Source organism: Runella salmonicolor, from assembly GCF_024158025.1.
Taxonomy (GTDB): Bacteria; Bacteroidota; Bacteroidia; order Cytophagales; family Spirosomataceae; genus Runella; species Runella salmonicolor.
Genome location: NZ_JAMZEL010000012.1, coordinates 1 through 24,664, shown reverse-complemented (window position 1 = coordinate 24,664; position 24,664 = coordinate 1). Strand labels below are relative to the sequence as shown.

The following is a 24,664-nucleotide window of genomic DNA, read 5'->3' as shown; positions in this document are numbered from 1 at the left end:
TTTTCCTACAACGGTATTTCGGTAGAGTACTTCACATCGTGCAATACCACCACACTGCTGTGGACTTTTACCATCGGTATTTCGGCAAATGTTTTCAGGAAACTGTCGTATTCTTTGATGTCTCTAACGAGGACTTTCAGTTGATAATCAACCATTCCCGCCAGATGATAACATTCCATTACCTGCGGCATCTGACGGACAATTTTCTCAAATGTTTCGATGTTTTCGGTGGTATAAACGGGCATCGAAACGTTGCAAAACACTACTTGTCCGCGGCCTACTTTCTCGGGGTTGACCAGTGCCACATAATTATTGATGTAGCCTTCTTTTTCCAAGCGTTTGATACGTTCAAAAACGGGGGAGGTGGTCAGGTGAAGGGCTTCGGCCAATTCTTTGATGGTCAACTTGGCGTTTTGCTGCAACAACGACAAAATACGGAGGTCAGTTTCGTCAAGCATAATTTGCTTTTGGGATGGGGTATTTGACTTTATTTAAAGCAAAATATGCTTATTTTTTGTAAAACACTATTTTTTATAACTAATAAATTCCTTAATTAAAGAATAAAAAACTATTTTCGTCCACACTTCATCAACATTTAAGAATCAAAATGGCAGGCTGATTTACGCTTTGCCAACTCCTTCCTGAATCTTATATCGAAATTTTTAATCCCAACTTTATGACAGCCAAACGATTCTTTTCGGTACTCTGTGTGCTGTTGAGCATTCAGCTTTCTTACGCTCAATACAGCTCTTCAAAATTGAAAACTTTGGATTCGACATTGACGATTTTGCACCAACGGGCATCTTTCAATGGGGCGGTTTTGGTGGCAGAAAATGGAAAAATAGTGTACAAAAAAGCGTTGGGCATTGCCAATCTGGCCACGCAGGCGCCGCTCAAAACGACATCATCCTTCAATTTGGCCTCGATTTCGAAGCAATTTATGGCGATGATGGTCATGATGTTGAAAGAGCAAGGGAAACTACAGTTTGACGATAAAGTGCAGAAACATTTGCCCGATTTTCCCTACGAAAAAATAAGCATTCGGCACCTGCTCACCCATACGAGCGGCCTGCCCGAATATTTTGAGCTGGCCCAGAAACACAACAATACACTGGATACACTGACCAACGAAAAACTGCTTCAGCTGTTGAAAACCCATCAACCCTACGTAGAATTTGGGGTAGGAGAAAAATGGGAGTACAACAATACGGGCTATGTGATTCTGGTTTCGGTGATTGAAAAAGCGGCGGGGATGCCCATTGAAGATTTTTTTAAACAACAGATTACGAGGCCGTTGGATATGAATGATACCTATATTTATTGCCTGCGTATGAAACAATCACCCATCAATCGGGTAATGGGTTATCAGCGAAAAAACGGACGGAATGTACCCAATGATTTAATTCGTTTGGACGGAGTCGTTGGTGATGGTAATGTGTATTCGTCGGTTGAAGACTTATTGAAGTGGGAGCAGGCGTTGTATACCCAAAAATTGGTCAGCACCGCTACGTGGCAGGAGGCCATCACGCCCGTTAAACTCAACAACGGCACGACTTACCCCTACGGGTTTGGCTGGAAAATAGAAGAAGAAGGCAAAGTATTGTCACATACGGGAGGTTGGGTAGGTTTTTTGAACGTGATTGTCCGAAATGTAGAAAAGAAACAAACGATTATTGTTCTGACCAATTCTACTGACGTGACAGCCACTAGAATTGTAAGAGATATTTTGGTGGGTAAAGTGCCGAAACTTCCTCAAACACAACTGATTTCGAACATTAAACTCATTGATGGCACAGGCACGGCCAGCCGGAAAACGGCTGTACGTTTGAGAGACGACAGGATATGGGAAATCGGTGATTTAACGCCCTTCCCCAACGAAGCTGTAACCGATGGAAAAGGAATGACGCTCGCGCCTGGTTTTATTGACAGTCACAGCCACCATTTTGGTGGTTTGGAACAACATCCCGACGCTATTGCGGCACTTAATCAGGGAGTTACGACGATTGTGACTGGCCAAGACGGAGGCAGTACGCCGATGGATACCCTGCAAAGTTTTTTCAAAAAACGGCCCGTGGCCATCAACGTCGCTACCTACACGGGACATTCTACATTGCGGGCCAAAGTGATGGGAGCCAAGAGTTTATACCGAACCGCCAAGCCAGAGGAGGTAGAAAAGATGAAGATTTTGCTGCGCGACGAAATGAAAAAAGGCTCGCTGGGATTGGCGACGGGGCTAGAATATGAGTCGGCTTTTTTTTCTAATCGGGACGAAGTATTGACACTAGCCAAAGTAGCGGCGGAGTCGGGTGGACGGTACATGAGCCATATTCGAAGCGAGGACATTAATCTCGATGAAGCCGTTGATGAAATCATTGAAATCGGTAAACAAACCAAAATGCCAGTGCAGATTTCGCACATCAAAATTGCCAAACGCGACCAATGGGGAAACGCATCGGCGTTGTTGACTAAACTCCAAAAAGCCCGTGCTCAAGGCGTAAACATTACTGCCGATTGTTACCCGTACGATTTTTGGAACTCCACGTTGCGGGTGCTTTTTCCCAACCGAGATTATACAAATAGTGCAAGTGCTGAGTTTGCCGTAACGCAACTATGTGACCCCGAAAAATCGGTGGTCGTTCGGTTTGCACCCAATAAGGATTACGCGGGCAAAACCCTTTCTCAAATTGCTGCGATTCGCCAAGAAAAACCCGCCCAAACCTTGATGGTTTTGATTGCACAAGCCGCTGAGTTTGAGGAGAAGAATCCAGATTATGAGGGTGGAATTGAGGCAATTATGGGAAAGTCGATGGATGAGCCTGATATAACGAGTTTCCTGAGTTGGTCACACACAAATATCTGTTCCGATGGAGCGTGGCGTGGGCATCCCCGTGGGTATGGGGCTTTTACACGGGTGTTGGGAACGTACGTACGCGACAAAAAAATCATGCCTTTAGAAACCGCCATTCATAAAATGACGGGGCTAACGGCGGAGCATCTAGGAATTACTGACCGTGGAATTGTACAATCGGGATACTATGCCGATTTGGTGCTATTGAACCCCGAGACCGTGAAAGACAACGCCAGTATTCAAAATTCGACCGCGCTTTCGTCGGGGATTGAAAAAGTGTGGGTCAACGGCCAACTCGTTTATGAGTCGCAGAAATCTACGGGTAAATTCCCTGGGGTATTTATCAAAAGAAAATAGTAATCAACAAAGCTTAAACGTCCTTGTTTGAGGTTATAAAAAAGAGGTACACACCATGAACAAAGCCATTATTTTAACCAACGGCCTGCTCACTACCAACGATGCCAAAACGGCCCACGGCTTGATTCGAGGCACCGAGCGTTACGAAATCGTCGGAGTAATAGACCCACCCACGGCGGGCCGCGACGCAGGCGATGTGCTGGACGGAAAAGCCAGAAATATCCCCATTTTCGATTCACTTTTGAGTGCACTTGTTCAGCTAAAACAGGTTGATTATCTGATTGTTGGAGTGGCGACGGTGGGCGGAGTTTTGCCCGAAAATATGTTGAATATTATAAAAGAAGCTATCCAGCAACAGATTTCCATCGTCAATGGACTCCACGAATACTTGAGCGAAAAACCTGAACTTATGGCGCTGGCGGCGCAACATCAAGTGCAGTTGATTGACGTTCGTAAACCCAAATCCCGCCAAGATTTACACTTCTGGACGGGAGAGATTTACGACGTAACGGCCCCGATTATTGCGGTCGTCGGCATGGATTGTGCGCTCGGAAAACGTACCACGGCACGGATGGTTCGTCAGATGTGCGAAGGTCAAGGTATAAACGCCCAGATGATTTATACGGGGCAAACGGGCTGGTTGCAGGGCGGAAAATACGGCTTCATTTTTGACTCAACCCTCAACGATTTTGTATCGGGCGAGGTAGAACACGCGATTGTTTCGTGTTGGAAAGAAACCCATGCCGACCTGATTTTGGTGGAAGGACAATCGTCGTTGCGCAATCCTAGCGGGCCGTGCGGGTTGGAGTTTTTGATTTCAGGAAATGCCAAACACGTTATTTTGGTTCATGCACCCAAACGAAAATATTTTGACAATGAGCCCCATTGGGGCAGGATTCCGAGTGTGGAATCAGAAGTGGAAATCATTGAAAAATTTGGGGCAAAAGTAATTGCCTTGGCGTTGAATACGGAAGACTGCTCAGTCCAAGAAGCGCTTGATTACCAGAGATATTACGAGCAACAACTGCAAATTCCTGTGCTGATACCGTTGGAAGAAGGCGTGGAGAAGTTGATGCCAACTTTGAAAGAATTGACGCGCTTGAGCGTGGCGCGTTGATGACACAAACAAGGCTGATTAAGACGTTTTTAGGCCGTTAACCTTTGGGTTTTTACATGAAAATAAAATCGCTTCGAGCTTATCTCAAAAATCTGGCGTTGAGCAAGCCTTACAGCATTGCGGGGTATACGTTTTCGGACGTAGAAAATGTGTTTTTAGAAGTAGAGCTAGAAAACGGCATGGTGGGTAAGGGAGCGGCAAGCCCCGCAGAAGAGGTAGTGGGAGAAACCTGCGAACAGACTTTTAAAAACTACCAATCTGCCTTTTTTGAAAACCTTGTAGGACGGGATATTCGGCATTTTCGGCAGTTGATTGACGAAGTGAAACGCCATTTTCCGCAGTTGCCCGGCACGCAGGCCGCCCTTGATATTGCCCTACATGATGCCTTTGGGCAGTTTTTAGGTATTCCAGTGGTGGAGTTTTACGGCCAAAAAATAACACAGCTCCCTACATCCGTGACCGTCGGAATCATGTCGGTGGAGGATACGCTTAGAGAGGCCACGGAGTACGTCAGACTTGGCTTCAAAGTGCTGAAAGTAAAAACGGGCGAGAACGTAGAGCAAGATATTGAACGGGTTTTGAAATTGAACGAACGTTTTCAAAACAAACTCAAAATCAGAGTCGATGCCAATCAGGGTTACGCATTGGTTGATTTACAAAAGTTTTTGAAGGTTACACAATACGTTGATTTAGAGTTGATTGAGCAGCCTTTGTTGGTTGGAAAAGAGCAAGAGTTGTTGGTTTTGAAAGAGGAAGAAAGGCGGATTTTAACGGCCGACGAATCCCTCAAAGATGCGCATTATGCGTTGCAATTGGCGCAGCAACCACAGCCTTTCGGTAGTTTCAACATCAAACTGATGAAATGCGGTGGAATCATCAGCGCGTTGGAAATTGCTAACATTGCCCAACACGCCCGCATCGACCTTTTTTGGGGTTGCAATGACGAAAGCATCGTGAGCATTACGGCGGCGCTCCACGCGGCATTTGCCTGTTCCAACACCCGTTACCTTGATTTGGATGGTAGTTTTGACTTGGCCGAAGATGTGGTAAGTGGCGGGTTCATCTTAGAAAATGGATGTATGAAATTGACCAAAAAGGCGGGGTTGGGACTTAGTTAAAAAGCCGATAAGGGTCAAGTTGAAGGAAAGAAAACAGAAAATGATTGTTTTTTCCTAACTTCGTCTTGGTCAAATATTACATTTTAACAGCATCCAAAAATCAGTGCGGTATGACTAGGCGTGTTCCAATGCTTTTTTTTAGCCTTCTTTTTTCTTATTTTTCATTTGCTCAGAAAATTAACAAAGATTTTATTGACGGAGAAATATACCTAAAAGTTACTAATAAGCCCGTCGGAACTTTGACGGCTACGGTCAATTTCGAGAGAGAGCTTCCATTTTTAAAAGATTTTTCTACCGATTTTGTCCTGACAAAAATGAACCGTGCATTCTTTACGATGGGTTCTGAAAAACTTCAAAAAATATACCGCCTTACGGTAAAAAAACCAGACAAAATAGATGCGCTGATTGATTTGCTCAAGCAAAATCCCGAGGTTGAATACGTAGAAAAAGTGCCTTTTCGAACAATCATTGCTACGCCCAATGACTCGATTGTTGGCTCACAGTGGTCTTTAACCAAAATCAAAGCATTTGAAGCTTGGGATGTAAATGCTGGGGATACAAACATTGTGGTGGCGGTGGTAGACAATGCCATTCAAACAAATCACGTTGACTTACAGGCCAATATGCTCCCCGGGCGTGACTTGTCGGACAACGACAATAACCCCAATCCTCCCAATACCAGCTTTAGCCACGGTACGCACGTGGCGGGAATCCTCAGCGCCGTGAGCAATAACACGGTAGGAATCGCGTCGGCCTCTAATAATCGAATCAAGATTTTGCCCGTAAAAGCAACGCCCGATGCAGGAAGCCCGCTGGGAATCTACAACGGATTTGAAGGCATCACTTGGGCAGCCGACAATGGGGCCCAAATCATCAGCCTCTCATGGGGCGGGGCAGGGTATTCGCAGGCCGAGCAGGAAGTGATTGACTATGTGCATTCGAAAGGAATTGTGATTGTGGCGGCGGCGGGAAACAACAACAACGATGTGGAAAGTTTTCCAGCGGCGTATAACCATGTGATTTCGGTAGCCAGCCTTGATGCCGACGATAAGCGAAGCTCGTTTTCTACGTATGGTTCTTGGGTGGATATTTCGGCGCCGGGGCGTGGTATTTTAAGTACAGTGCCCACTGATGGATACGCCTCTTTTAATGGTACGTCAATGGCTACCCCGTTGGTGGCGAGCGTATTAGGTTATATTTGGTCGTGTACCCCTTCTTTGACTCCTGCGGAGCTTGAAAGTATTTTAGTCAACACCGCTGATAACATCGACGCCGCCAATCCTGCCCAAATTGGGCTTTTAGGGGCGGGTAGAATCAACTTGTTGAAGGCGATTGCGTGCTCCACACAGGGGATATTGTCGGCAACGATTACGGCCAATGGCTCAACGTATCTTTGTGAGGGTGAATCGGTTACGTTGTCGGCCAATACTGGCCCTGGCCTAAGTTATCAATGGCGGGTGAATGGGGAAGAAACCACGAATGTCGCTGATTCATTGGTGGTTAGTACCGCCAATGACTACCAAGTGATAATTTCAAAACAGCAATGCGTTATCAATTCGGGTACGGTTAAGGTAAGAAACAATACGCTCACTACGGCGACTCCGATGGTAACCAACAAAGAGGTCTCTTATTGTACACCTTTAACCATCGGAAACGGATTGTTGGCCAATGCAGCTGACTGCAACTACGCAGGCCCTACGACTTTTACGTATAACGGACCAACCGTGGGTTATGACGGATTTAGTAAAAATGGCGATGATCCAAGCGTAAATGCCGCGGGCTTGGGCGGATTAATCACTTCGGTAAAAGTGTCGATTACGTGGGAGAAAAAAGACCAAGGCGACGAAAACACCTGCGATGCAGCGGATGGAGGAGGTAAGCCCTTCAACGAAGAAGTTTCTTTTAAACTTAAATCTCCATCGGGAACGGTCATTACGTTGATTGCGGCCAACACTTATGCCTCAGGGACAACTACTTCGGGCGTTGTGACAACGGTTTTTGAAGATAGCGCAAGCCCAATACTTCTCAACTCACTGCCAGTGTCGGGGACATTTGCTCCCACTCAATCATTTTCTGCTTTTATCAATGAAGAACCCACTGGTGCATGGACACTTTTGGCCGAAGACAATGGCTATATTGACCCCTTGTGTGTCAAAAATTTTTCAGTCACCCTTACCACCAACAGCCCAACGCTGGCACCGACCGTTACTTGGTGGGATTCCGCCACGGGAGGGTCGCTTTTAGGTTCTGGAGGGGAGTATTTAGCCTTGACGACCACGGTTGGAGTGCAGACCTATTATGTACAATCTAGGTGCGAAGGGCTTTGTCCAAGCCCCAGAACGCCCGTTACTGTGACAGTGATGCCCATACCTCAGGTCTACGTATTTCCGATTTCAATGAACTTAGCCAACGATAGTACGTTCAATAATTTTCTAAAAAATCAACCACTTCAGGTGGCCAAAGACACTAATAATCAGTATATAATAGTTGATTCAACCATGGTAGGAGGTGTGGTGATTGGTAATACGCCGCCGTTGACAAGCCCCGTCACGCTTTGTTCGACAAAAACGTACCTGCTGTTGGCCATCGGCTGTCCAACGAACAAAATCTCGTGGTCGAACGGTAAAAAGAGTCAAGCGCTTCTTGTCACGCCATCCACGCCGATGAATTATTCGGCCACCTGTACAGATTCACTAGCCACCTGCGCCCCCATTACGTCCAATACCGTCGCTTTTGTATCGCCGCTGACGAATGTGTTGATTACCGACAAAATCTACGCCAATTCGGTGCAGACTTTTACGGGAATGACCATTACGGCCTCTAACGAAATAGAAACCCCCGCCCAAATTCAATACCGAGCCAACAATGCCATTCTTCTAAACCCAGGTTTTAGCGCAAGCGGAAACAGTGTTTTTACGGCGCAAGTTGGAACAGGTTGTGATAATTGAAGGCTGAACCAAGGCTTTTAGGGTAGGACGGTGATAAGGATAAAATAAAAACTGAACAAAGTAGTTTTGAGGCAGGTAAGGGCTTTGGCACATAAAACCTGTTCGTATACCCGCAAAATACACTAAAATGACGCGTCAATTTCGCAGCCTTCTTTGCTTATTGTTCATTGTTTCGGTATCAGTGCAAGCCCAAAAAAAACGTGAATATTTTGGTTGGGGCCTTGTTTGGGCCGATGAATTTAACGTTGACGGTGCGCCTGATAAGAACAACTGGACATTTGAAAAGGGGTTTGTACGTAACCACGAATTGCAGTGGTACCAGCCCGAAAATGCCTATTGCAAAAAAGGCAAACTCATCATCGAAGCGCGCCGCGAAAACCGCCCAAATCCAAACTATGACCCCAACAGTCAGGACTGGAAAAAGAACCGAAAAGAAATCGAATACACCGCGTCGAGCCTTAAAACGCAGGGGCTGCACAGTTGGAAATACGGGCGCATCGAAATGCGTGCTCGCATCGACACCCGCGCTGGACTCTGGCCCGCCTTCTGGACGCTGGGCGTAGAAGGCGAATGGCCGCGCAATGGCGAAATTGATATTATGGAATTTTACCGGGGAATGCTGCTGGCCAACATCGCTTGGGGCAGCGAGACGCGTTTTAAGGGCGTTTGGCAAGACCTCAAGAAACCCATCGAAACCTTTGAAGACCGCCGTTGGGGCAAGAAATTTCACGTGTGGCGCATGGATTGGGACGAAAAAGCCATTCGGCTGTACGTAGACAACGAACTGCTCAATTTTGTGGAGCTTTCCCAAACCGTCAACCGCGATGGCTCAGGCAAAAATCCTTTTATGCAACCCCACTATCTACTGCTCAACCTCGCCGTCGGCGGCGATAACGGCGGCGACCCTTCGGGTACAAAATTTCCTTCAAAGTATGAGATTGATTATGTGCGGGTGTATCAGCGGTAAGGGTTGTAATAAAATGCTAAAAAGCTTATTTTTGGTAGAAAATTTAAAAGAACTAGCTATGAATGACAACATAATTTATATGGGAGTAAACGCGCCGCGTATCCATCAGGCTATCATTGCAAAATTGATAACAGGTTTGACCAATTTGTATTTACAAGATAAAACTTCCTTGTTTGCCTATCCTGAAACGATGATTGACGAAGGCCAGACCAGTCCTACACCTGATATCATGTTGGTGAATTCTGAAACGGAACTTACGGAGGCCATCATAGAAATAACCCATACTCAGGGTGTTAAAAAAGATACCCAAAAGCTCAAAGAATTGATGCAAACGTATGATGTAAAAGAAGGCTTTGTGTACGATTACAAGCTCAATCTTTGGCATCGTTATATACTTGAAAATCTTGATTATGCCGAAAACTCGTCTTATTGTCAAGTAGTTGATTGTGATTTAAGTAAGTTTTTGTTTTAAGGGAGAGTTTTTTAAAATATCCAATTACTTCTTCAACTGATTCAAAGTATAAAACACCGCCCTGTTCATCAGCAACTTGCCGTCGGGAGTTTGTAGTTCTCCCATCTTTAGGTCATACACATAACCCGCTTTCAATTCCGCTAGTTTGAATGTCACTTTACGGCCGTCGGGGGAGACTTTCACTTCTTTAATAGCGACGTCGGCCACATCGGTTTTAGGAGAACCGTAGGGTTGGTGGTATTTGTAGTAATACCGTTGAAACTTGTAAAGCTCAGGGTTAGAGGCGATTTTGGGGTCTACGGGTAAGGAAAAGGTAAGTTCGAAGCCCTCCGTGGTCAAATTCATCGCCATTATATCCAGTGGTACTTTGCCTTTCCAGTGAATCCTTGAAAGCCCTTCGTCGCCCACCCAGCCGTGGTCGTTGTGTCCTACCCATAAGTCGCCGTTTTTGTCGAATACCAGTCGATTATTGCCTTTTAGTAGCCCCGTTCCGTCGCCAAAAGCAACGCAGGCACCTTGCAATTGGCCATTTACCTCTTCCATTAGCAGCCGTACCAATCGTGGATAATCCATTTCTCCGATGAATAATTGCCCCGCAAAAGGTCCGAATTTTCCGCCCGTATTATCCAACAGCGGTTGGGTAGGAGAGTGGGCGATTTCGGTATGGGGGAATGCGATGGATTCGCGCGTTCTCATGCTGTCGAGCTGCGCCACAGGCAACGACAAAGGCTTTACCCTCGGAAAACCTTCCTGCCAAATCAAGCTGGCAACGTGACCATAAAATTTTCCTTTTTCGACGTGATACAGCGGACTAGTTCCGCGCCAATCGCCCTGATTGTCAGAAACAAAAAGTCGGCCTTTAGCGTCAAAACCCAGGCCGTTGGGCGACCGAAAACCTGAGGCGTACGGCTCCAGTTTTTTGGTTTTAACATTGTATCTCATGACCCAACCGCGATACGGCACGCAGGAATACATCCGTCCTTCGCGACTGAGTGAGTCGTATTGCCCACGTATTTCGGGGCGAATGCCTGCGCCGTTGGATGCGACATTGAGCGCCATAAAGAGGTTGCCTTCTTGGTCTTTCAACGGCCCAAAAGCAAATTCGTGGTAATTGCCCGACATTCCAAAATCGTCGGTGATGGTTTCGTATACATCGGCTACGCCGTCGGCATTGGTATCTTTGATGCGGGTCATTTCGGGGCGTTGCACCACCAAAATCTCCGAATTGCTGACGGCCACCACGCCCAACGGATCGTGTAGCCCTTCCGCAAATTTCTTCCACGTTTTTGTTTTAGGGTTGTAGGTCATTACTTCGCCCAAGTGAAAACACGCCACCAAGCGCCCATCGGGCATAAAATCCATGCCGCCCGTCTCGGCTCGTAGGCCTTTGGGGAGTTTGATTTGCTCGGTTTCGTAGTAATTTGTGATGGTATCGCGCTGAGCAAAACAATCGTTGAATGAGCCGAAAAGCAAGTAGGCAACGAAGAAAAACGATACTAGCTGAGAGAATGAAGAATGTTTTTTCATGCTAAATAAGCATCTATAAATGAGTGAATTACGTCTCTTAAAAATATAGTAAAATCAATGGTTGTGGGCGGCAGCGTGTGGGGGCTGTGTCTTGTTACGGTTCATGGTCAATGTCACTTTTGAGGTACCTTTAGGAATCGTCAGCGTGCCATTTTGCCATTTCCCCACGGACGATTTGTACGTGATTCCGTCGTCAGTCTTGGTAACAAAATACAATGTTTGTGTAGTGGGTTTGGCAAACGTAAAGACGCGGGTCAGACCTTCTTCATTGGCGAGACTTTTTAATGTTTCCTTTACGTCAACGCCGTCTAGCGCATAGTTGAATGTGGGCAAACGGTTTGCTAAAGTATATCCTTTGAAGCTCACATCGGGCAATTTGTCGGCTTTGCCCACGCGCAGCGGGTAGGTAACGTTATCTTTGAAATATATATTCCCCTGAATTTTGGCAAACGCATTGCCATTGCCTTTCCAATGGGCGGTGTTGTCCACAAACCCGCCTGCCCAGGCGTATCGCAGATAACATTTGCCCGCGTCGAAACAGTACGAATGCGTAGATGTCAACGCTACCGCAATGGCCGCTGGGCTGCAATCAGGCATAAATGTGCGGTACAAAAGCGGGTATTCTAGCGCAAACGGATGCGGGGAACTGACGATAATCTCGGTGTTTTGGCGAGAAGGCGGAATGTTGGGGTCGGTTGCCAAGGGAGGTAACGGCTTGGTAGTCACGTAGAGTGCGCCGTACATGACATAGCCGTGCCCTGGGTAAGTACACACGTAAGGATATGCCCCTTCGGTGCTGGGGGCCGTAAACGTAAATGTTTGGGTAGTGTTGGGAATCAATATTTTGCTCGCCGCCAATACATCTTCTGACTCGGGTACGTAATTGGCCGCTTGCCCTTTATCGCCCATTTTAATGGCTGCTTCAACCACCGATAAGCGTTTGTCGGGTTTGGTAAACACCAGATTGTGAGCCATATCATCCTCGTTTTTAAGAATGATTGTTACTTTCTGTAAAGGTTTTACGGCAATCCTTACTAAATCATATTGAAGCCCCGTAATGGCTTGTAATGTAATAGTGGTATCGGATTGGGAAAAGCTTTTTGTAGCAATAAAAAGACCGAAAACAATTAAAAATAGACGCATGAAATAGTGGGTTTGGGGAATAACTCTTTGGAGAGAAATGCGTTTTGTAAAATTTAATGACAAAAATAGCCTATTTCTCCCTGTTTTGAACGTTAATGAAATGCGGCTTTTGGGAAAATGTGACGGATTCGCGAAATTCCTTTATTTTTGCCGCTCAATAAATGGATTGAAACGTTTTATTATAACCATTGGATATGGAATTGTTGAAAGAAATTGCCAATTTTTCGGGTAAAAGTGGGTTGTACCGTATTTTAAAACCCGGTCGTGGAGGTGTAATTGTTGAAAGTTTGGACGACAAGCGCGAAAAATCAATGATTGGTGCTTCGGCGCGGGTGTCAGTGTTGAAAGATATCTCTATCTTCATGCAGGATGAGGAAAAAGCCACTCCACTGGGAGATGTCTTTGCGAGCATTCATGAAAAATACCAAGATACCAAGCTCGATGCAAAAACATTGTCGGATTATCAGTTGGTAGATTTTATGTCGGAAGTTTTGCCTGGCTATGATACTGAAAAAGTATACCTTTCTGATATTCGTAAAATTATCAATTGGTATAATATCTTGACGGCTTACGCCCCAGAAGTGTTTGAAAAATCATCGGAAGAACAACCGACCGAAGAAAGCAGCGAACAGCCTGCCGAAGAAACTAAGTAGTCTCACCGCAACACTTTGTACGAAGCCGTGATGTAAGGTCACGGCTTTTTCTCTTTTTAACGCATGTTGTTTTTTTTCAACTTACTGGTCAACATGGGGCCGCGCTACGTGTGGTTTCGTTTACGCTACGAATTGCGCCGCAAGACTGGTCTGTTGAAAGCCCAATTTTCCGTCAATCCTCCTGTAAAAGAGTTTATTACGCTACCTCAATGGAAAGAACTTCCAGGAAGGTTTTTCTTCGAAAGTCGGGAAGAACTCATTGCAAATGCGTCCGACGGTTTTAAACCGTCAGACGCATTAAAACAACAAGTAGCCGAATATCAGAAGGGAAACATCCTGTTTTTCGGCGCAACCTACTATTCAGTCAGTGATTGGCTGACCAACCCCACCAACGGTTATCGCTACGATGCCACCAAACATTGGACCCAAATTCCTGACTTTTCACCCACGGCGGGCGATATAAAATACGTTTGGGAAAAATCCCGTTTTGCCTTTTTATATCCCTTGATTCGGTACGATTTCTATGCTAAGGAAGATTTTTCAGAAACGGTTTTTGGCGAAATAGACAGTTGGATAACGGCCAACCCAATTAATTGCGGCCCCAATTGGCGGTGCAGTCAGGAAATCTCGTTGCGGGTGCTCAACTGGACGTTTGCCCTGCATTATTACAAAAATTCGCCTGCCCTGACCAAAGAGCGTTTTCAGCGAATGATGCACGTCATTTATTGGCAAATGCGCCACGTAGAGGCAAATATTGATTTTTCGCGCATTGCGGTTCGCAACAACCACGCCATTACCGAAACCCTCACGTTGTATTTAGTAGGGCTTTTGTATCCCTTCTTTCCTGAATCAAAACGCTGGAAAACCCTTGGTAAACAATGGTTTGAAGAAGAAATAGCCTATCAGATTTACGAAGACGGGACTTTTTTGCAGTTTTCGATGAATTATCATCGGGTGGTGATTCAACTGCTTACTTGGGGAATCCGTCTGGCCCAACTCAACGGAGAGCGATTTGATAACGTGGTGTACGAGCGTGCTCAAAAGTCGGTGGAATTCTTGCGGGCCTGTCAGGATAAAAAATCGGGGTGGTTGCCCAACTACGGAAACAACGACGGCGCTTTGTTTTTTCCACTTAATACAACTCATTTCCGCGATTATCGCCCTCAATTGAATGCCTTGGCTTCGGTTCTGAAAATTGAAGAAGGTAGTTTTGAAGATAGTTTTTGGTACGGGTTGACTGTTGATTTTAATACAAAACAGGTATTTTTTAACGGACAAAATCGACAGTCGTCAATCTACAATCGTCAATTTAATGCTGGAGGTTACTACACCCTGCACGATGGCGATGCGCTGACCTTTATTCGTTGCGGAGCTTACAAAGACCGCCCGTTTCAGGCGGATAATCTACATTTTGACCTTTGGGTAAATGGTAAAAATCTCCTGCGAGATGCAGGCTCTTATCTATACAATACTGATGAAAAGTGGACCCAATATTTTGCAGGTACGGCTTCGCACAATACGCTGATGCTGGGCCAACACGACCAAATGCTGAAAGGTCCGCGTTTTGTGTGGTACCATTGGGTAAAAAAGGCGAGCGGCGCATGGCAAAATCAAGTAGGTGACCCGTCATGCCAAATTTTTGAGGGGTATATTCAGGCTTTTGGTCAGGTAGGAAAAAACATTATTCATCGCCGTCGAGTAACTAAATATACCGGGGAATGCCGCTGGCTGGTGGAAGATTGGCTCGAAAACGCCCCCGAAAGTGTACCAATGTACCAAATTTGGCATCCGTCCGATGCTTTTTTTGAAGGATTTTCGATAAAAGCCGTTGACCAAAATAACAAAGAATTGATGGCTCACGAGACGCAGGGGTGGTACTCAGAACTGTATGGAACGAAAGTGCCAGCCAAAAGGCTTGTCTTTTCAACTTCAATGCGTTATATCAAAACCGAAATATTTGCCGTACCTTTGCTGCCTGTTTAGAAAAACCATCCTAAAAATAGTTGCTTGTTTAGGAGTAATCGTAACCTACACTTTACGAATTGCCACAAGCAGTTAACATACAACGATTAACAATTCTTCCCAAAAAAATGGAATTATACCTTGATTCAGCCGACCTTAAAGAAATCGAAAATGCGTTTCAATTAGGTTTTTTAGCGGGTCTCACCACTACACCCACATTCATGCACCGCGAAGGAGTCACCGACCTTGATGCCATGATTGTGAAACTCTCTAAGATTGTTCCCGTTTTACAAATTGAAGCCCTTGGCGATACCGCCGAAGACATTCTGAAAGATGCAGAACGTCAATTGGCGCTGGGACTTGACCCTGCCAAAACTGTGTTTAAGATTCCCGTTTCGCTGGAAGGCGTTCGGGCGTGTAAGTTGTTGCGTGACCGTGGCATGATGGTCAACGTACACCTTGTTTACACCATCCAGCAGGCATATATGGCCATGGCAGCAGGTGCAAGCTACATTTGCGTGTTGGCGGGCCGGATGCAAGACCAAGGCTACGACGCCATCAAATTGATTGGCGAATGCGTAGAAATGGTTAATTTTTACGGTTCAGATTCCAAGGTAATGTTTTCTTCGGTGCGCAATGCAGAGCACGTACGCAACGCGCTTGATTTGGGTTGCCACACCATTACGGTGCCTTGGAAAATCATGAAGGTATTGACCGAAAACAGCTTTACGGCTTTAGGTACGCAGCAGTTTGTGGAGCATACACGCCTTATCACGGTTACAGTAGGCGAAGCCATCAACGGCGTCAATCCAACGGTTTCAACCGATACAACCTTGGCCGATGCCATCGTTAAAATGACCGAATATGGTTTTGGTTGTGTAACGGTAGTGAATGCCGACGGAAGCGTAAAAGGTGTATTTACCGACGGTGACCTTCGTCGTTATCTTTCTTCGGAAGGCCGCGATGTATTGGGCAAGAAAATCGGCGATTTTGAATACAAAATGCCCGTTTCTATTGAAGCAGATGCTTTGTTGGATGCGGCCTCAGCCTTGTTTAAAAAGACCAGCGTAGATACCATTTTGGTGACCGAGGGCGGCAAAGCTGTTGGTATGTTGGATATTCAAGATTTGAAATAATACTCGTTAGGGGTAAATTTCACTAACGAAAAACAAATAAAGATTCTGTGGCCGGTGTTTTGCGCTGGCCACATTTTAGTTTTAAGCTATGAACGAAGTACTCCCTTTAATGGAAGCCTTTTATACCCTTCAGGGAGAAGGCTATCACAGCGGCAAGGCGGCTTATTTTATTCGCCTCGGAGGTTGTGACGTGGGTTGTGTGTGGTGCGATGTAAAGGAATCATGGGATGTAGAAGCGCACCCCAAAGTAAGTATCAAAGACATGGTAGAAGAGGCGCTGAAGCACCCTGCACGTATGGCGGTTGTAACGGGTGGAGAGCCATTAATGCACAATTTGGAGCAACTCACCGAAGCGTTGCAAGCGGCTGGTTTTCATACCAACATCGAAACCTCCGGTGCTCACCCGATGTCAGGGCGTTGGGATTGGGTTTGTTTTTCTCCCAAAAAATTTAAAGCGCCTCATCCGAGCGTGTATGCACAGGCCCATGAACTGAAAGTCATTGTGTATAACAAAACGGATTTTGAATTTGCCGAACAACACGCTGCCTTGGTCAACAAAGAATGTGTCTTATTGCTTCAACCCGAATGGAGCCGTGTGCAAGAAATGACGCCTCTCATCGTTGAGTATGTAAAACAGCATCCGCAATGGCGCGTTTCGTTACAGACTCACAAATACATGGACATTCCTTAGCGTTTAGCCTGTATTTTAGGAGTAGAACCCTACCGTTGCTTCATTTCTTTTTACTTCTTCTGGTTGCCTTCACATCAATAGCCCAAAAGCGCGTTCAAAAACAGGCTCAGAAAGAATTTGAGGCTGCCAATCGGACGTTGCAGTTTAATCCTGAACAGGCACTAAAAGAATTTCGCGAGATTATTATTTTAGATAGCACGTTTGCGCCCGCTTATATGCGCATCGGCCAATTGTTAGAACGGGACTTGACGCAAAAAGGTAAAGCCATTAATTTTTATGAGAAAGCGGTAGAATTGGATTCTACCGAAATAGCGTTCAAAAACCTATATGAAATTCTTGGGAAGCATTATTTAGCTCAAGGAGTTTATTCAAAAGCCGTTCGTTTTTTTCAGGGGTATTTAAAATTCCCTGGCACGTACCTTCCCCATCAAAAAAACATACAGCGCTATCTGAGTCAATGTATTTACGCCCAAAAGGTATTGGCTGTCAATGCTGATTCTACCTCTCGTTTTTTCCTACCTTCGCCGATTAATGGTAACGATTTTCAAAGTTATCCCGTTTTGACGGCCGATTTAAAGACGCTGATTTTTACCCGTTTTCGGGGGGATGAAGATCTGTTTGTCTCTCAAAAAGAAGAAACTGGCTGGTCTGTTCCCCGTAGTCTTTCCCAGATAATAAATACCGATAAAAACGAAGGGACTTGTAGTATTTCTGCCGATGGAAACACTCTGGTCTTTACGGCATGTCATCGCCCAGACGGCCTTGGCAGTTGTGATTTATACATTTCTAAAAGAATAGGCCAAACGTGGCAAATGCCCCAAAACCTTGGGCCGATTATTAATTCTCAAAATTGGGAGTCGCAGCCGGGCCTTTCGGCCGATGGACGTACATTGTTTTTTTCGTCAGACCGCCCCTTGGGAGTTGGTGGGAAAGATATTTGGGTTTCCCAATTGGACACTTCGGGTGAGTGGACGAGCCCTCAAAATCTTGGGAAAACCGTTAATACAGCGTTTGATGAAATTTCGCCTTTTATTCACTCCAACAATGAATCGCTCTTTTTTGCTTCAGACGGTCGAGAAGGAATGGGCGGTTTTGATGTATATCTTTCCAAATTGACCGGTACTCATTGGTCTGTTCCTGTTAATTTGGGGTATCCATTGAATGACTTTGCAGACCAACAGGGTTTTTACATTGCCCCCGATTGTAGACAGGCTTTTTATTCATATAAATACAAGTTGTCTGATAAAGAGGACGGCATAACGGCAGGCTCTAAGATTTGTTACACGCAATTGCCAGATACACTGGCGGCTTTGTGTCCAAGAACGTTTGTTCTGAAAGGAAAAGTATTGGATGCCGAAATACGTAAACCTCTTAAGGCTACGTTAACTATCCATAATCAACGCATATCATCATTTCCGCTGTCGGTCTACGCAACCAATGACTCTACAGGTAAGTGTGTGGTTATTTTTCCTAATCGGGCAGATGCGTTTGTTTTAGTGGAAAGTAGTGGTTATTACCCCAAAATACTTAGGGTAGATTCGGCTACAATCACTGAAAACAAGGAAATGGAAATAGCATTAGTGCGTTTCCATTCTGATAAAAGTGAGGTATTAAAAAATGTACTGTTTGTGCCAGGAAGCGCTGAATTAGAGGCGGCATCAAGTGGAGAATTGGACCGACTTGTGTATTTTCTGGAAAAAAATAAGTCTGTTAAGTTGATTATAGAGGGGCATACCGACGATTTGGGTGATAGTAAGTATAATGAACAGCTTTCTTTGGAGAGGGCAAAAAAAGTGGTTCATTATTTGATGATGAATGGAGTGGATTCAAAACGTTTACGCGCAGAAGGGTTTGGTTATCGTAAACCCTTGATTCATAATAAATCAGAGGAGGCTCGTCGTCTAAATCGTAGGGTTTCTTGGCGAATAATTGAATAACATAAGAATGAAAAAGAGCCATAATGAACGATTGTGCTGGACGAGATTATTGCAATCTTCAGCCGTGCGAAATAGGAGTATATTCTTTTTTAGTCTCCTTATTTCTTCGTCGCTTTTTGCCCAATCTTCCCAATCCTTTCTTCCCAACCCTTCGGGTAATAAAAAAGCGATTGAAGCATTTGAGCGAAGTACAAAGTTTTTTATTGAGAAAAATTACGAGCAAGCCAATCGGTGGACCGACGAAACCCTGAAATACGATTCCACTTTTGCCGAAGCCCATTTTCGCAAAGCCCAGTTGTATGAAATTTATACGCAGCCCGATTTGGCGTTGCAATCTTACCGAAAGGTAGTTACGTTGCGGCCCGATGCGCCGCAGTCGGCTGCCGCCTATCAGAAGCTCATTGAATATCACTTGCGAGCGGGTGAATATGCCCAAGCTAAAAGCGATTTAACCCACTATATTCCTTTATTACGACCGAATAGTGTAGCCCAAAAGCGTGCACAACGGCAGTTGCTCACCTGCGCATTCGGCGAGAAAGCCATCGAAAATCCCTTGGTCATTAGTCCCGAAGAATTATCGGACACGGTCAATCAATTCATTCTTCAGTATTTCCCCGCCCTGACTGCCGACGGTGAAACGCTCTTGTTTACCGCATTAAGACCCGAAAACGATGAAGATTTGTACATTACCCATTTTAAAGATGGCCGTTGGACTGTGCCTGTGTCGATTTCGGATAAAATAAACACCGCTGAAAATGAAGGAACAGGAACGCTGTCGGCCGATGGTCGCACGCTGGTTTTTACGGCCTGTAACCGTCGGGATGGCTACGGAAGTTGTGATTTATACATCAGCCGTAAAAACGGTAAAGATTGGGACGCACCCAAAAACATCGGAATCAACGTAAATACGCCTTTTTGGGAGTCGCAACCAACGCTGTCGCCCGATGGCCGCACCTTATATTTTATATCCGACCGTAAAGGGGGTATCGGCGGACGAGATGTTTGGTACACTTCTCTTCAAAAAAATGGCGAATGGAGTGCCGCCAAAAATATTGGAGGGCCAGTCAACACCCCCGACGACGAAGCCTCACCCTACTTACACGCCAATGGCCACACCCTATTTTTTGCTTCCGAAGGCCATCAAGGCTTTGGCGGATATGACTTGTTTTTCTCCGATAGCACCGCTACGGGTTGGCAAAAACCCGAGAACTTAGGCTATCCTATTAATACGTCAGATAATCAGGTGGCTTTGGTCATTACGTCCGACAGCCAATACGGCTATTATTCGTTGGATACCAAGCGGGTTGGAAATCAGCGGGTATCCAGATTATATCGGTTTAGAGTGCCGACCGAGCTGCAACAAAAATTCAACGCGGCCAATTACTTAAAAGGACTGGTAACAGACGCCCGCTCGGGAAAATCAGTGAAGGCAAATCTTGAACTAATTGATTTAAAGACGGGAAAGGTCGTTCAACGGTTTTCGACGGATACCGAAAATGGACAGTATCTCACTACCCTGCCCAACGGAAGCGAATGGGGATTGTACGTAAACGCGGCGGGCTATTTTTATAAAAGTTTATCCTTCGATTACACGCAAAAAAACAAGGCAGAGGGGCTGCAACTTGACATTAAATTGGAACCGATGAACCTTAACACGTTCGGGGTTTTGAGTAATATCTATTTTGAAACAGGAAAGGCTGACCTTCAGGATAAATCGCGGACTGAACTCAACAAGTTGATTGAAGAGCTGAAACTCCAGTCCACCTTGCGCATCGAAATCGCGGGCCATACCGACGACGTTGGGGATTCCAAACAAAATCAAATCCTTTCCCAAAAACGGGCGCAAAGCGTAGCAGACTACCTGATTACGGCGGGTATTTCCCGTGAGCGCATTCGCGCCATTGGGTTTGGAGAGGCCAAACCGATGGCTCCGAATACCTCCGAAGAGAATCGACAGCTTAATCGTCGGATAGAATGGCGCATTTGGTGAGTTTTGAAAAGCGGCCTCCTTTCGTTTTGTTATCCGGTACTTTTTTACTTAATTTTGCAACTCTTTTGCAAATAATTGCATTGAATAGATGAACGATTTTTAGGAATGGGTTGTAGAATTTAATATAAAAACCGTCGAGAAATCGTTGAATCTTAATCGTAATTTCGTAATGTCTTCAGAAAAAGTTTCTTGTTTAATAGTTGGTTCAGGCCCCGCGGGGTATACAGCAGCAATTTATGCATCTCGTGCCGGTTTGAAGCCGGTCTTATACACAGGCGGACAGCCTGGCGGTCAATTGACCATCACGACCGAGGTTGATAATTACCCTGGTTATCCAGAAGGAGTACAGGGCCCCCAAATGATGATGGATTTTGAGGCGCAGGCGCGCCGTTTTGGTAGTGACATTCGATACGGATTAGCGACAAAAGTAGATTTTTCGGATCCAACCCTTCATAAAGTTTGGATTGACAATGACCATCTTATCGAATCACCTACCGTCATTATCGCTACTGGCGCATCTGCAAAGTGGCTCGGCTTGGAATCAGAGCAACGCCTGAATGGGCATGGAGTATCGGCTTGCGCGGTTTGTGATGGATTTTTCTTTCGTAATCAAGAGGTAGCCATTGTAGGAGGAGGAGATACGGCATGTGAGGAAGCCAGCTATTTGTCAAAACTTTGCAAGAAAGTCTACATGATTGTTCGTCGTAATGAGTTGAGGGCTTCGCAGATTATGCAAGACCGTGTCAAATCATTGCCCAATATCGAAATATTGTGGAATACCGAAACTGAAGAGATTATTGGTAATGGAGAAGTAACGGGTGCAAAAATTCGCAATATTAAGACTGGTGAATCGACTGTACTGGATGTTACTGGCTTTTTTGTAGCCATCGGGCACCAACCCAACACCGATATTTTCAAAGAATACATTGATATGGATGGCGCAGGATATATCCAAACCATCAAAGGAAGTTCTAAGACGAATGTAGAAGGTGTATTTGCCTGCGGCGATGCACAAGACAACATTTATCGTCAAGCCATAACGGCTGCAGGTACCGGTTGTATGGCCGCGTTGGATGCAGAACGTTATTTGGCGGAGAAAGGCTTACACTAATGTTTAACTTTCGACTTTTGAGTAGGCATGGATGCGTTCCCCCTACTCAAAAGTCGGCTAAACCAATCGCTGATGAAAGCCAAGTTTGCTTACTTGTTTGTACTCCTTTCCATTGGTTGCTTTTCGGGCTTGCAGGCACAAGAGAAAGGTCTATTCAAAAAAAATCCAAAAATTAAGCCCAACAAAACAGAGGAACCCAAAGTCAGTACCCCTGTAATCAAGCCGCAAAAAGACGAATTTGAGGAGTTTGAATCCACTACGCCCAAAATGCGGTTCTCCAACCAGTTTGAGCCAGTAAAAGAAATTAATCCAACCGTAGCAGACGATACCACAGGAACCATTGACGAAGGAGAAACCACGGTAGCCGAAATTGTCGATTCTGTACAAGTTGGAGATGATTGGGTTCAGGTAGCTGATTACTATACCATCTGGGATTCAAAAACCATCGACCCCTACAATCTCAATCCGCTAGAATTTGAAGATAATTTAACCCTTCGATTGTATGACCCCGGAAAAGGGCGTTTTTGGAATCTTCCCACGAGCGAAGCAAAAGTGACTTCACAGTTTGGCCCTCGTTGGGGAAGATGGCACGAAGGAATGGATTTAGACTTAAATACTGGCGATCCAGTATATAGTACTTACGACGGAATTGTTCGAGTAGTTGCTTACAATGGCGGCGGTTACGGAAGATTCGTGCTGGTTCGTCATTACAATGGTCTCGAAACATTATATGGTCACTTATCAAAAACAACCGTTGAAGTAGGGCAGCTCGTAAAAGCGGGCGATATGGTTGGATTGGGAGGAAATACGGGTCGAAGCTATGGCGACCACCTTCATTATGAAAACCGTTACGAGGGCAATCCGTTTAGTCCTGCATGGGTCTGGGATTTTCCCGGACAAACCATTCGGAGCGAGCGTTTTGTGTTATCGCCCCGTGTTTGGGATCACCTCCGAGGTGGCAAAGCGTTTGATAGTGAGTTTGATATAAGTAAAGCGGCAGTAAAACGTACCGTTCTGCATCGGGTACGCCGGGGAGAAACTCTCGACTCCATTGCCAATAAATATGGTATGTCGGCTTCTGAGTTGGCACAAAAGAACCGCATTCGGTTAAGCGCACGATTACAAATCGGCCAAAAGCTTCGCGTAAAATAAATAATAATGAAACTTGATATACTAGCAATTTCGGCGCATCCTGACGACATAGAGTTGGGATGCGCTGGTACTATTTTGGCTTCCATAGCCCAAGGACGGCGTGTAGGAATCGTAGACCTGACCCGTGGAGAGTTGGGAACACGCGGAACCCCCGAAATCCGTAGGGCTGAAGCTGAAGCAGCGGCCAAAATACTTGGTGCTGAAGTCAGAGATAATGTTGGACTAGCAGATGGTTTTTTTCAAAATGATAAGGAAAGCCAGCTGGCCCTTGTACCTTATATAAGGAAATACCAACCAGAAATAGTCTTAGCCAACGCCCAAGAAGACCGGCACCCCGACCATGGGAAAGGGGCAAATCTCATTTATGATGCTTGTTTCTTATCTGGACTGCGCCAAATAGATACATTTGATGAGTTTGGAAACGCTCAGGCGGCTTGGCGGCCTAAGTTTATCTACCACTTTACCCAAGATAGATACATTAAGCCCGATTTTGTAGTAGATATAACGCCTTACTGGAAAAAGAAAGAAGAGGCCATCCGAGCGTTTCGTAGCCAATTTCATGACCCTAACAGTAAAGAACCCAATAGTTATATTTCTTCTCCCGAGTTTTTAGAGTTTTTGGAAGCCAGATCAAAAGAGTATGGACACTATATAGGCGTAAAGTATGGAGAAGGTTTTACTTCTCGCAGAATACTGGGCGTAGATAATTTGTGGTCACTTATCTAGTGGGAATACTTAGAAAATTGCACTATTAAGTAAGTAGCATTTTACTATTTAAAGAACTTTTGAGAATTGTCATTTTTTTTCGAAAAAGGCCTTGGATAATAAAATCAACTACCTACCTTTGCACTCCCAAACAACGAGTAAGGGGCAAAATAAAGGTAAATTCCAAATAAAATTTTGAGAAACAAAAAAATCAAAAATAAAATTTGGAAATAAGAATTCAAATTCAGACCTTTGCAACCCCAAACAATGAGTGAGGGGAAAAATTGAAAAGGTTGTTCTAAATGAATTTTTGAAGAGTAAAAAAATCAAAAATAAAATTTGGAAATAAGAATTCAAATTCAGACCTTTGCAACCCCAAACAATGAGTGAGGGGAAAAATTGAAAAGGTTGTTCTAAATGAATTTTTGAAGAGTAAAAAAATCAAAAATAAAATTTGGAAATAAGAATTCAAATTCAGACCTTTGCAACCCCAAACACGAAATTCTCACAAACGATGTGAGGTTTTTTCGAAAGAAAAAAGTTTGGTTAGCTCTTTGAAATGATGAGTAAGTTAAGGTTTAATAGCTAGTCTTTTGCGAATCAGTCAATTTGATTTTCAATAGAATTTACGATGGAGAGTTTGATCCTGGCTCAGGATGAACGCTAGCGGCAGGCCTAATACATGCAAGGCGAAGGGGCAGCAATGTCACTGTCGTACGGGTGCGTAACGCGTATGCAACCTACCTATCACAGGGGAATAGCCTTTGGAAACAGGGATTAATACCGCATAAAGCAGGGACTCCGCATGGAGATATTGCTAAAGATTTATC

General features: G+C 45.0%; 18 protein-coding genes and 1 rRNA gene. 16 read left to right on the top strand and 3 right to left on the bottom strand.

The annotated features are described in order from the left end of the window. Positions 1 to 5: 5 nt before the first annotated feature. Positions 6 to 458: an Lrp/AsnC family transcriptional regulator gene (locus NCI00_RS22730; protein WP_253531596.1), complete on the bottom strand. Its 453-nt coding sequence runs from the start codon at positions 456 to 458 to the stop codon at positions 6 to 8. A 218-nt stretch (positions 459 to 676) separates the two neighbouring features. Here NCI00_RS22730 and NCI00_RS22725 point away from each other — a divergent pair, with 218 nt between their 5' ends. The 6 genes from NCI00_RS22725 (at position 677) to NCI00_RS22700 (ending at position 9,827) form a co-directional block, all read left to right on the top strand. After that, a complete protein-coding gene (locus tag NCI00_RS22725; RefSeq protein ID WP_253531593.1) occupies positions 677 to 3,205 on the top strand; it encodes a serine hydrolase in 2,529 nt (842 codons plus the stop codon). 55 nt (positions 3,206 to 3,260) lie between these two features. Next, on the top strand, positions 3,261 to 4,322 hold the full coding sequence (locus tag NCI00_RS22720) for an N-acetyltransferase DgcN family protein (RefSeq protein ID WP_253531590.1): 1,062 nt from the start codon (positions 3,261 to 3,263) through the stop codon (positions 4,320 to 4,322). Positions 4,323 to 4,378: 56 nt separating this feature from the next. Continuing rightward, on the top strand, positions 4,379 to 5,440 hold the full coding sequence (locus NCI00_RS22715; RefSeq protein WP_253531587.1) for a mandelate racemase/muconate lactonizing enzyme family protein: 1,062 nt from the start codon (positions 4,379 to 4,381) through the stop codon (positions 5,438 to 5,440). Positions 5,441 to 5,550: 110 nt separating this feature from the next. Beyond that, entirely contained in the window at positions 5,551 to 8,388 is a 2,838-nt protein-coding gene (locus NCI00_RS22710; RefSeq protein ID WP_253531584.1) for a S8 family serine peptidase, read from the top strand. A gap of 127 nt (positions 8,389 to 8,515) precedes the next feature. Then, positions 8,516 to 9,355 carry a glycoside hydrolase family 16 protein gene (locus NCI00_RS22705; protein WP_253531581.1) on the top strand — a complete coding sequence of 280 codons (840 nt, stop codon included), beginning with the start codon at positions 8,516 to 8,518 and terminating at the stop codon, positions 9,353 to 9,355. A 13-nt stretch (positions 9,356 to 9,368) separates the two neighbouring features. Further along, positions 9,369 to 9,827, top strand: coding sequence for a Uma2 family endonuclease (locus NCI00_RS22700; protein WP_253531579.1), 459 nt, complete (start codon positions 9,369 to 9,371; stop codon positions 9,825 to 9,827). A gap of 24 nt (positions 9,828 to 9,851) precedes the next feature. Here the strand turns inward: NCI00_RS22700 and NCI00_RS22695 are convergent, their stop codons facing one another. Both NCI00_RS22695 and NCI00_RS22690 read right to left on the bottom strand, forming a co-directional pair. Then, entirely contained in the window at positions 9,852 to 11,354 is a 1,503-nt protein-coding gene (locus NCI00_RS22695) for a DUF7133 domain-containing protein (protein WP_253531577.1), read from the bottom strand. Positions 11,355 to 11,408: 54 nt separating this feature from the next. Continuing rightward, positions 11,409 to 12,497 (bottom strand): plastocyanin/azurin family copper-binding protein, encoded by a 1,089-nt coding sequence (locus NCI00_RS22690; protein ID WP_253531574.1) that lies wholly within the window; start codon positions 12,495 to 12,497, stop codon positions 11,409 to 11,411. A 194-nt stretch (positions 12,498 to 12,691) separates the two neighbouring features. Here NCI00_RS22690 and NCI00_RS22685 point away from each other — a divergent pair, with 194 nt between their 5' ends. From NCI00_RS22685 to NCI00_RS22640, 10 genes are all read left to right on the top strand, one after another. After that, a complete protein-coding gene (locus NCI00_RS22685; RefSeq protein WP_253531571.1) occupies positions 12,692 to 13,150 on the top strand; it encodes a DUF5606 family protein in 459 nt (152 codons plus the stop codon). 63 nt (positions 13,151 to 13,213) lie between these two features. Continuing rightward, complete coding sequence (locus NCI00_RS22680; RefSeq protein ID WP_253531567.1) at positions 13,214 to 15,133, top strand: alginate lyase family protein; 1,920 nt, start codon at positions 13,214 to 13,216, stop codon at positions 15,131 to 15,133. 107 nt (positions 15,134 to 15,240) lie between these two features. Next, complete coding sequence (locus tag NCI00_RS22675; protein ID WP_253531564.1) at positions 15,241 to 16,248, top strand: transaldolase family protein; 1,008 nt, start codon at positions 15,241 to 15,243, stop codon at positions 16,246 to 16,248. An 88-nt stretch (positions 16,249 to 16,336) separates the two neighbouring features. Further along, positions 16,337 to 16,939, top strand: a complete 603-nt coding sequence (locus NCI00_RS22670; RefSeq protein ID WP_253531561.1) for a 7-carboxy-7-deazaguanine synthase QueE — start codon at positions 16,337 to 16,339, stop codon at positions 16,937 to 16,939. Beyond that, positions 16,894 to 18,876 carry an OmpA family protein gene (locus NCI00_RS22665; RefSeq protein WP_253531558.1) on the top strand — a complete coding sequence of 661 codons (1,983 nt, stop codon included), beginning with the start codon at positions 16,894 to 16,896 and terminating at the stop codon, positions 18,874 to 18,876. Before NCI00_RS22670 ends, NCI00_RS22665 begins: the two co-directional genes overlap by 46 nt. 7 nt (positions 18,877 to 18,883) lie before the next feature. Then, the gene (locus tag NCI00_RS22660) at positions 18,884 to 20,866 is read left to right on the top strand and encodes an OmpA family protein (protein ID WP_253531555.1); all 1,983 of its coding nucleotides are present in this window, start codon (positions 18,884 to 18,886) and stop codon (positions 20,864 to 20,866) included. Positions 20,867 to 21,035: 169 nt separating this feature from the next. Then, positions 21,036 to 21,977 (top strand): thioredoxin-disulfide reductase, encoded by a 942-nt coding sequence (gene trxB, locus NCI00_RS22655; protein WP_114463802.1) that lies wholly within the window; start codon positions 21,036 to 21,038, stop codon positions 21,975 to 21,977. Positions 21,978 to 22,049: 72 nt separating this feature from the next. Next, positions 22,050 to 23,129, top strand: a complete 1,080-nt coding sequence (locus NCI00_RS22650; protein WP_229599135.1) for a M23 family metallopeptidase — start codon at positions 22,050 to 22,052, stop codon at positions 23,127 to 23,129. A gap of 6 nt (positions 23,130 to 23,135) precedes the next feature. After that, entirely contained in the window at positions 23,136 to 23,855 is a 720-nt protein-coding gene (gene bshB1, locus NCI00_RS22645) for a bacillithiol biosynthesis deacetylase BshB1 (protein ID WP_253531552.1), read from the top strand. 607 nt (positions 23,856 to 24,462) lie between these two features. Further along, a 16S ribosomal RNA gene (locus NCI00_RS22640) occupies positions 24,463 to 24,664 on the top strand; the annotation flags it as partial.

Coding starts and splice junctions, on each gene's coding strand:
- trxB (WP_114463802.1), top strand. CDS start 21,036: ATGTCTTCAGAAAAAGTTTCTTGTTTAATAGTTGGTTCAGGCCCCGCG.
- NCI00_RS22650 (WP_229599135.1), top strand. CDS start 22,050: ATGAAAGCCAAGTTTGCTTACTTGTTTGTACTCCTTTCCATTGGTTGC.
- NCI00_RS22695 (WP_253531577.1), bottom strand. CDS start 11,354: ATGAAAAAACATTCTTCATTCTCTCAGCTAGTATCGTTTTTCTTCGTT.
- NCI00_RS22720 (WP_253531590.1), top strand. CDS start 3,261: ATGAACAAAGCCATTATTTTAACCAACGGCCTGCTCACTACCAACGAT.
- NCI00_RS22685 (WP_253531571.1), top strand. CDS start 12,692: ATGGAATTGTTGAAAGAAATTGCCAATTTTTCGGGTAAAAGTGGGTTG.
- NCI00_RS22660 (WP_253531555.1), top strand. CDS start 18,884: ATGAAAAAGAGCCATAATGAACGATTGTGCTGGACGAGATTATTGCAA.
- NCI00_RS22690 (WP_253531574.1), bottom strand. CDS start 12,497: ATGCGTCTATTTTTAATTGTTTTCGGTCTTTTTATTGCTACAAAAAGC.
- NCI00_RS22715 (WP_253531587.1), top strand. CDS start 4,379: ATGAAAATAAAATCGCTTCGAGCTTATCTCAAAAATCTGGCGTTGAGC.
- NCI00_RS22725 (WP_253531593.1), top strand. CDS start 677: ATGACAGCCAAACGATTCTTTTCGGTACTCTGTGTGCTGTTGAGCATT.
- NCI00_RS22730 (WP_253531596.1), bottom strand. CDS start 458: ATGCTTGACGAAACTGACCTCCGTATTTTGTCGTTGTTGCAGCAAAAC.
- NCI00_RS22705 (WP_253531581.1), top strand. CDS start 8,516: ATGACGCGTCAATTTCGCAGCCTTCTTTGCTTATTGTTCATTGTTTCG.
- NCI00_RS22710 (WP_253531584.1), top strand. CDS start 5,551: ATGACTAGGCGTGTTCCAATGCTTTTTTTTAGCCTTCTTTTTTCTTAT.
- bshB1 (WP_253531552.1), top strand. CDS start 23,136: ATGAAACTTGATATACTAGCAATTTCGGCGCATCCTGACGACATAGAG.
- NCI00_RS22670 (WP_253531561.1), top strand. CDS start 16,337: ATGAACGAAGTACTCCCTTTAATGGAAGCCTTTTATACCCTTCAGGGA.
- NCI00_RS22665 (WP_253531558.1), top strand. CDS start 16,894: ATGGCGCGTTTCGTTACAGACTCACAAATACATGGACATTCCTTAGCG.
- NCI00_RS22675 (WP_253531564.1), top strand. CDS start 15,241: ATGGAATTATACCTTGATTCAGCCGACCTTAAAGAAATCGAAAATGCG.
- NCI00_RS22680 (WP_253531567.1), top strand. CDS start 13,214: ATGTTGTTTTTTTTCAACTTACTGGTCAACATGGGGCCGCGCTACGTG.
- NCI00_RS22700 (WP_253531579.1), top strand. CDS start 9,369: ATGCTAAAAAGCTTATTTTTGGTAGAAAATTTAAAAGAACTAGCTATG.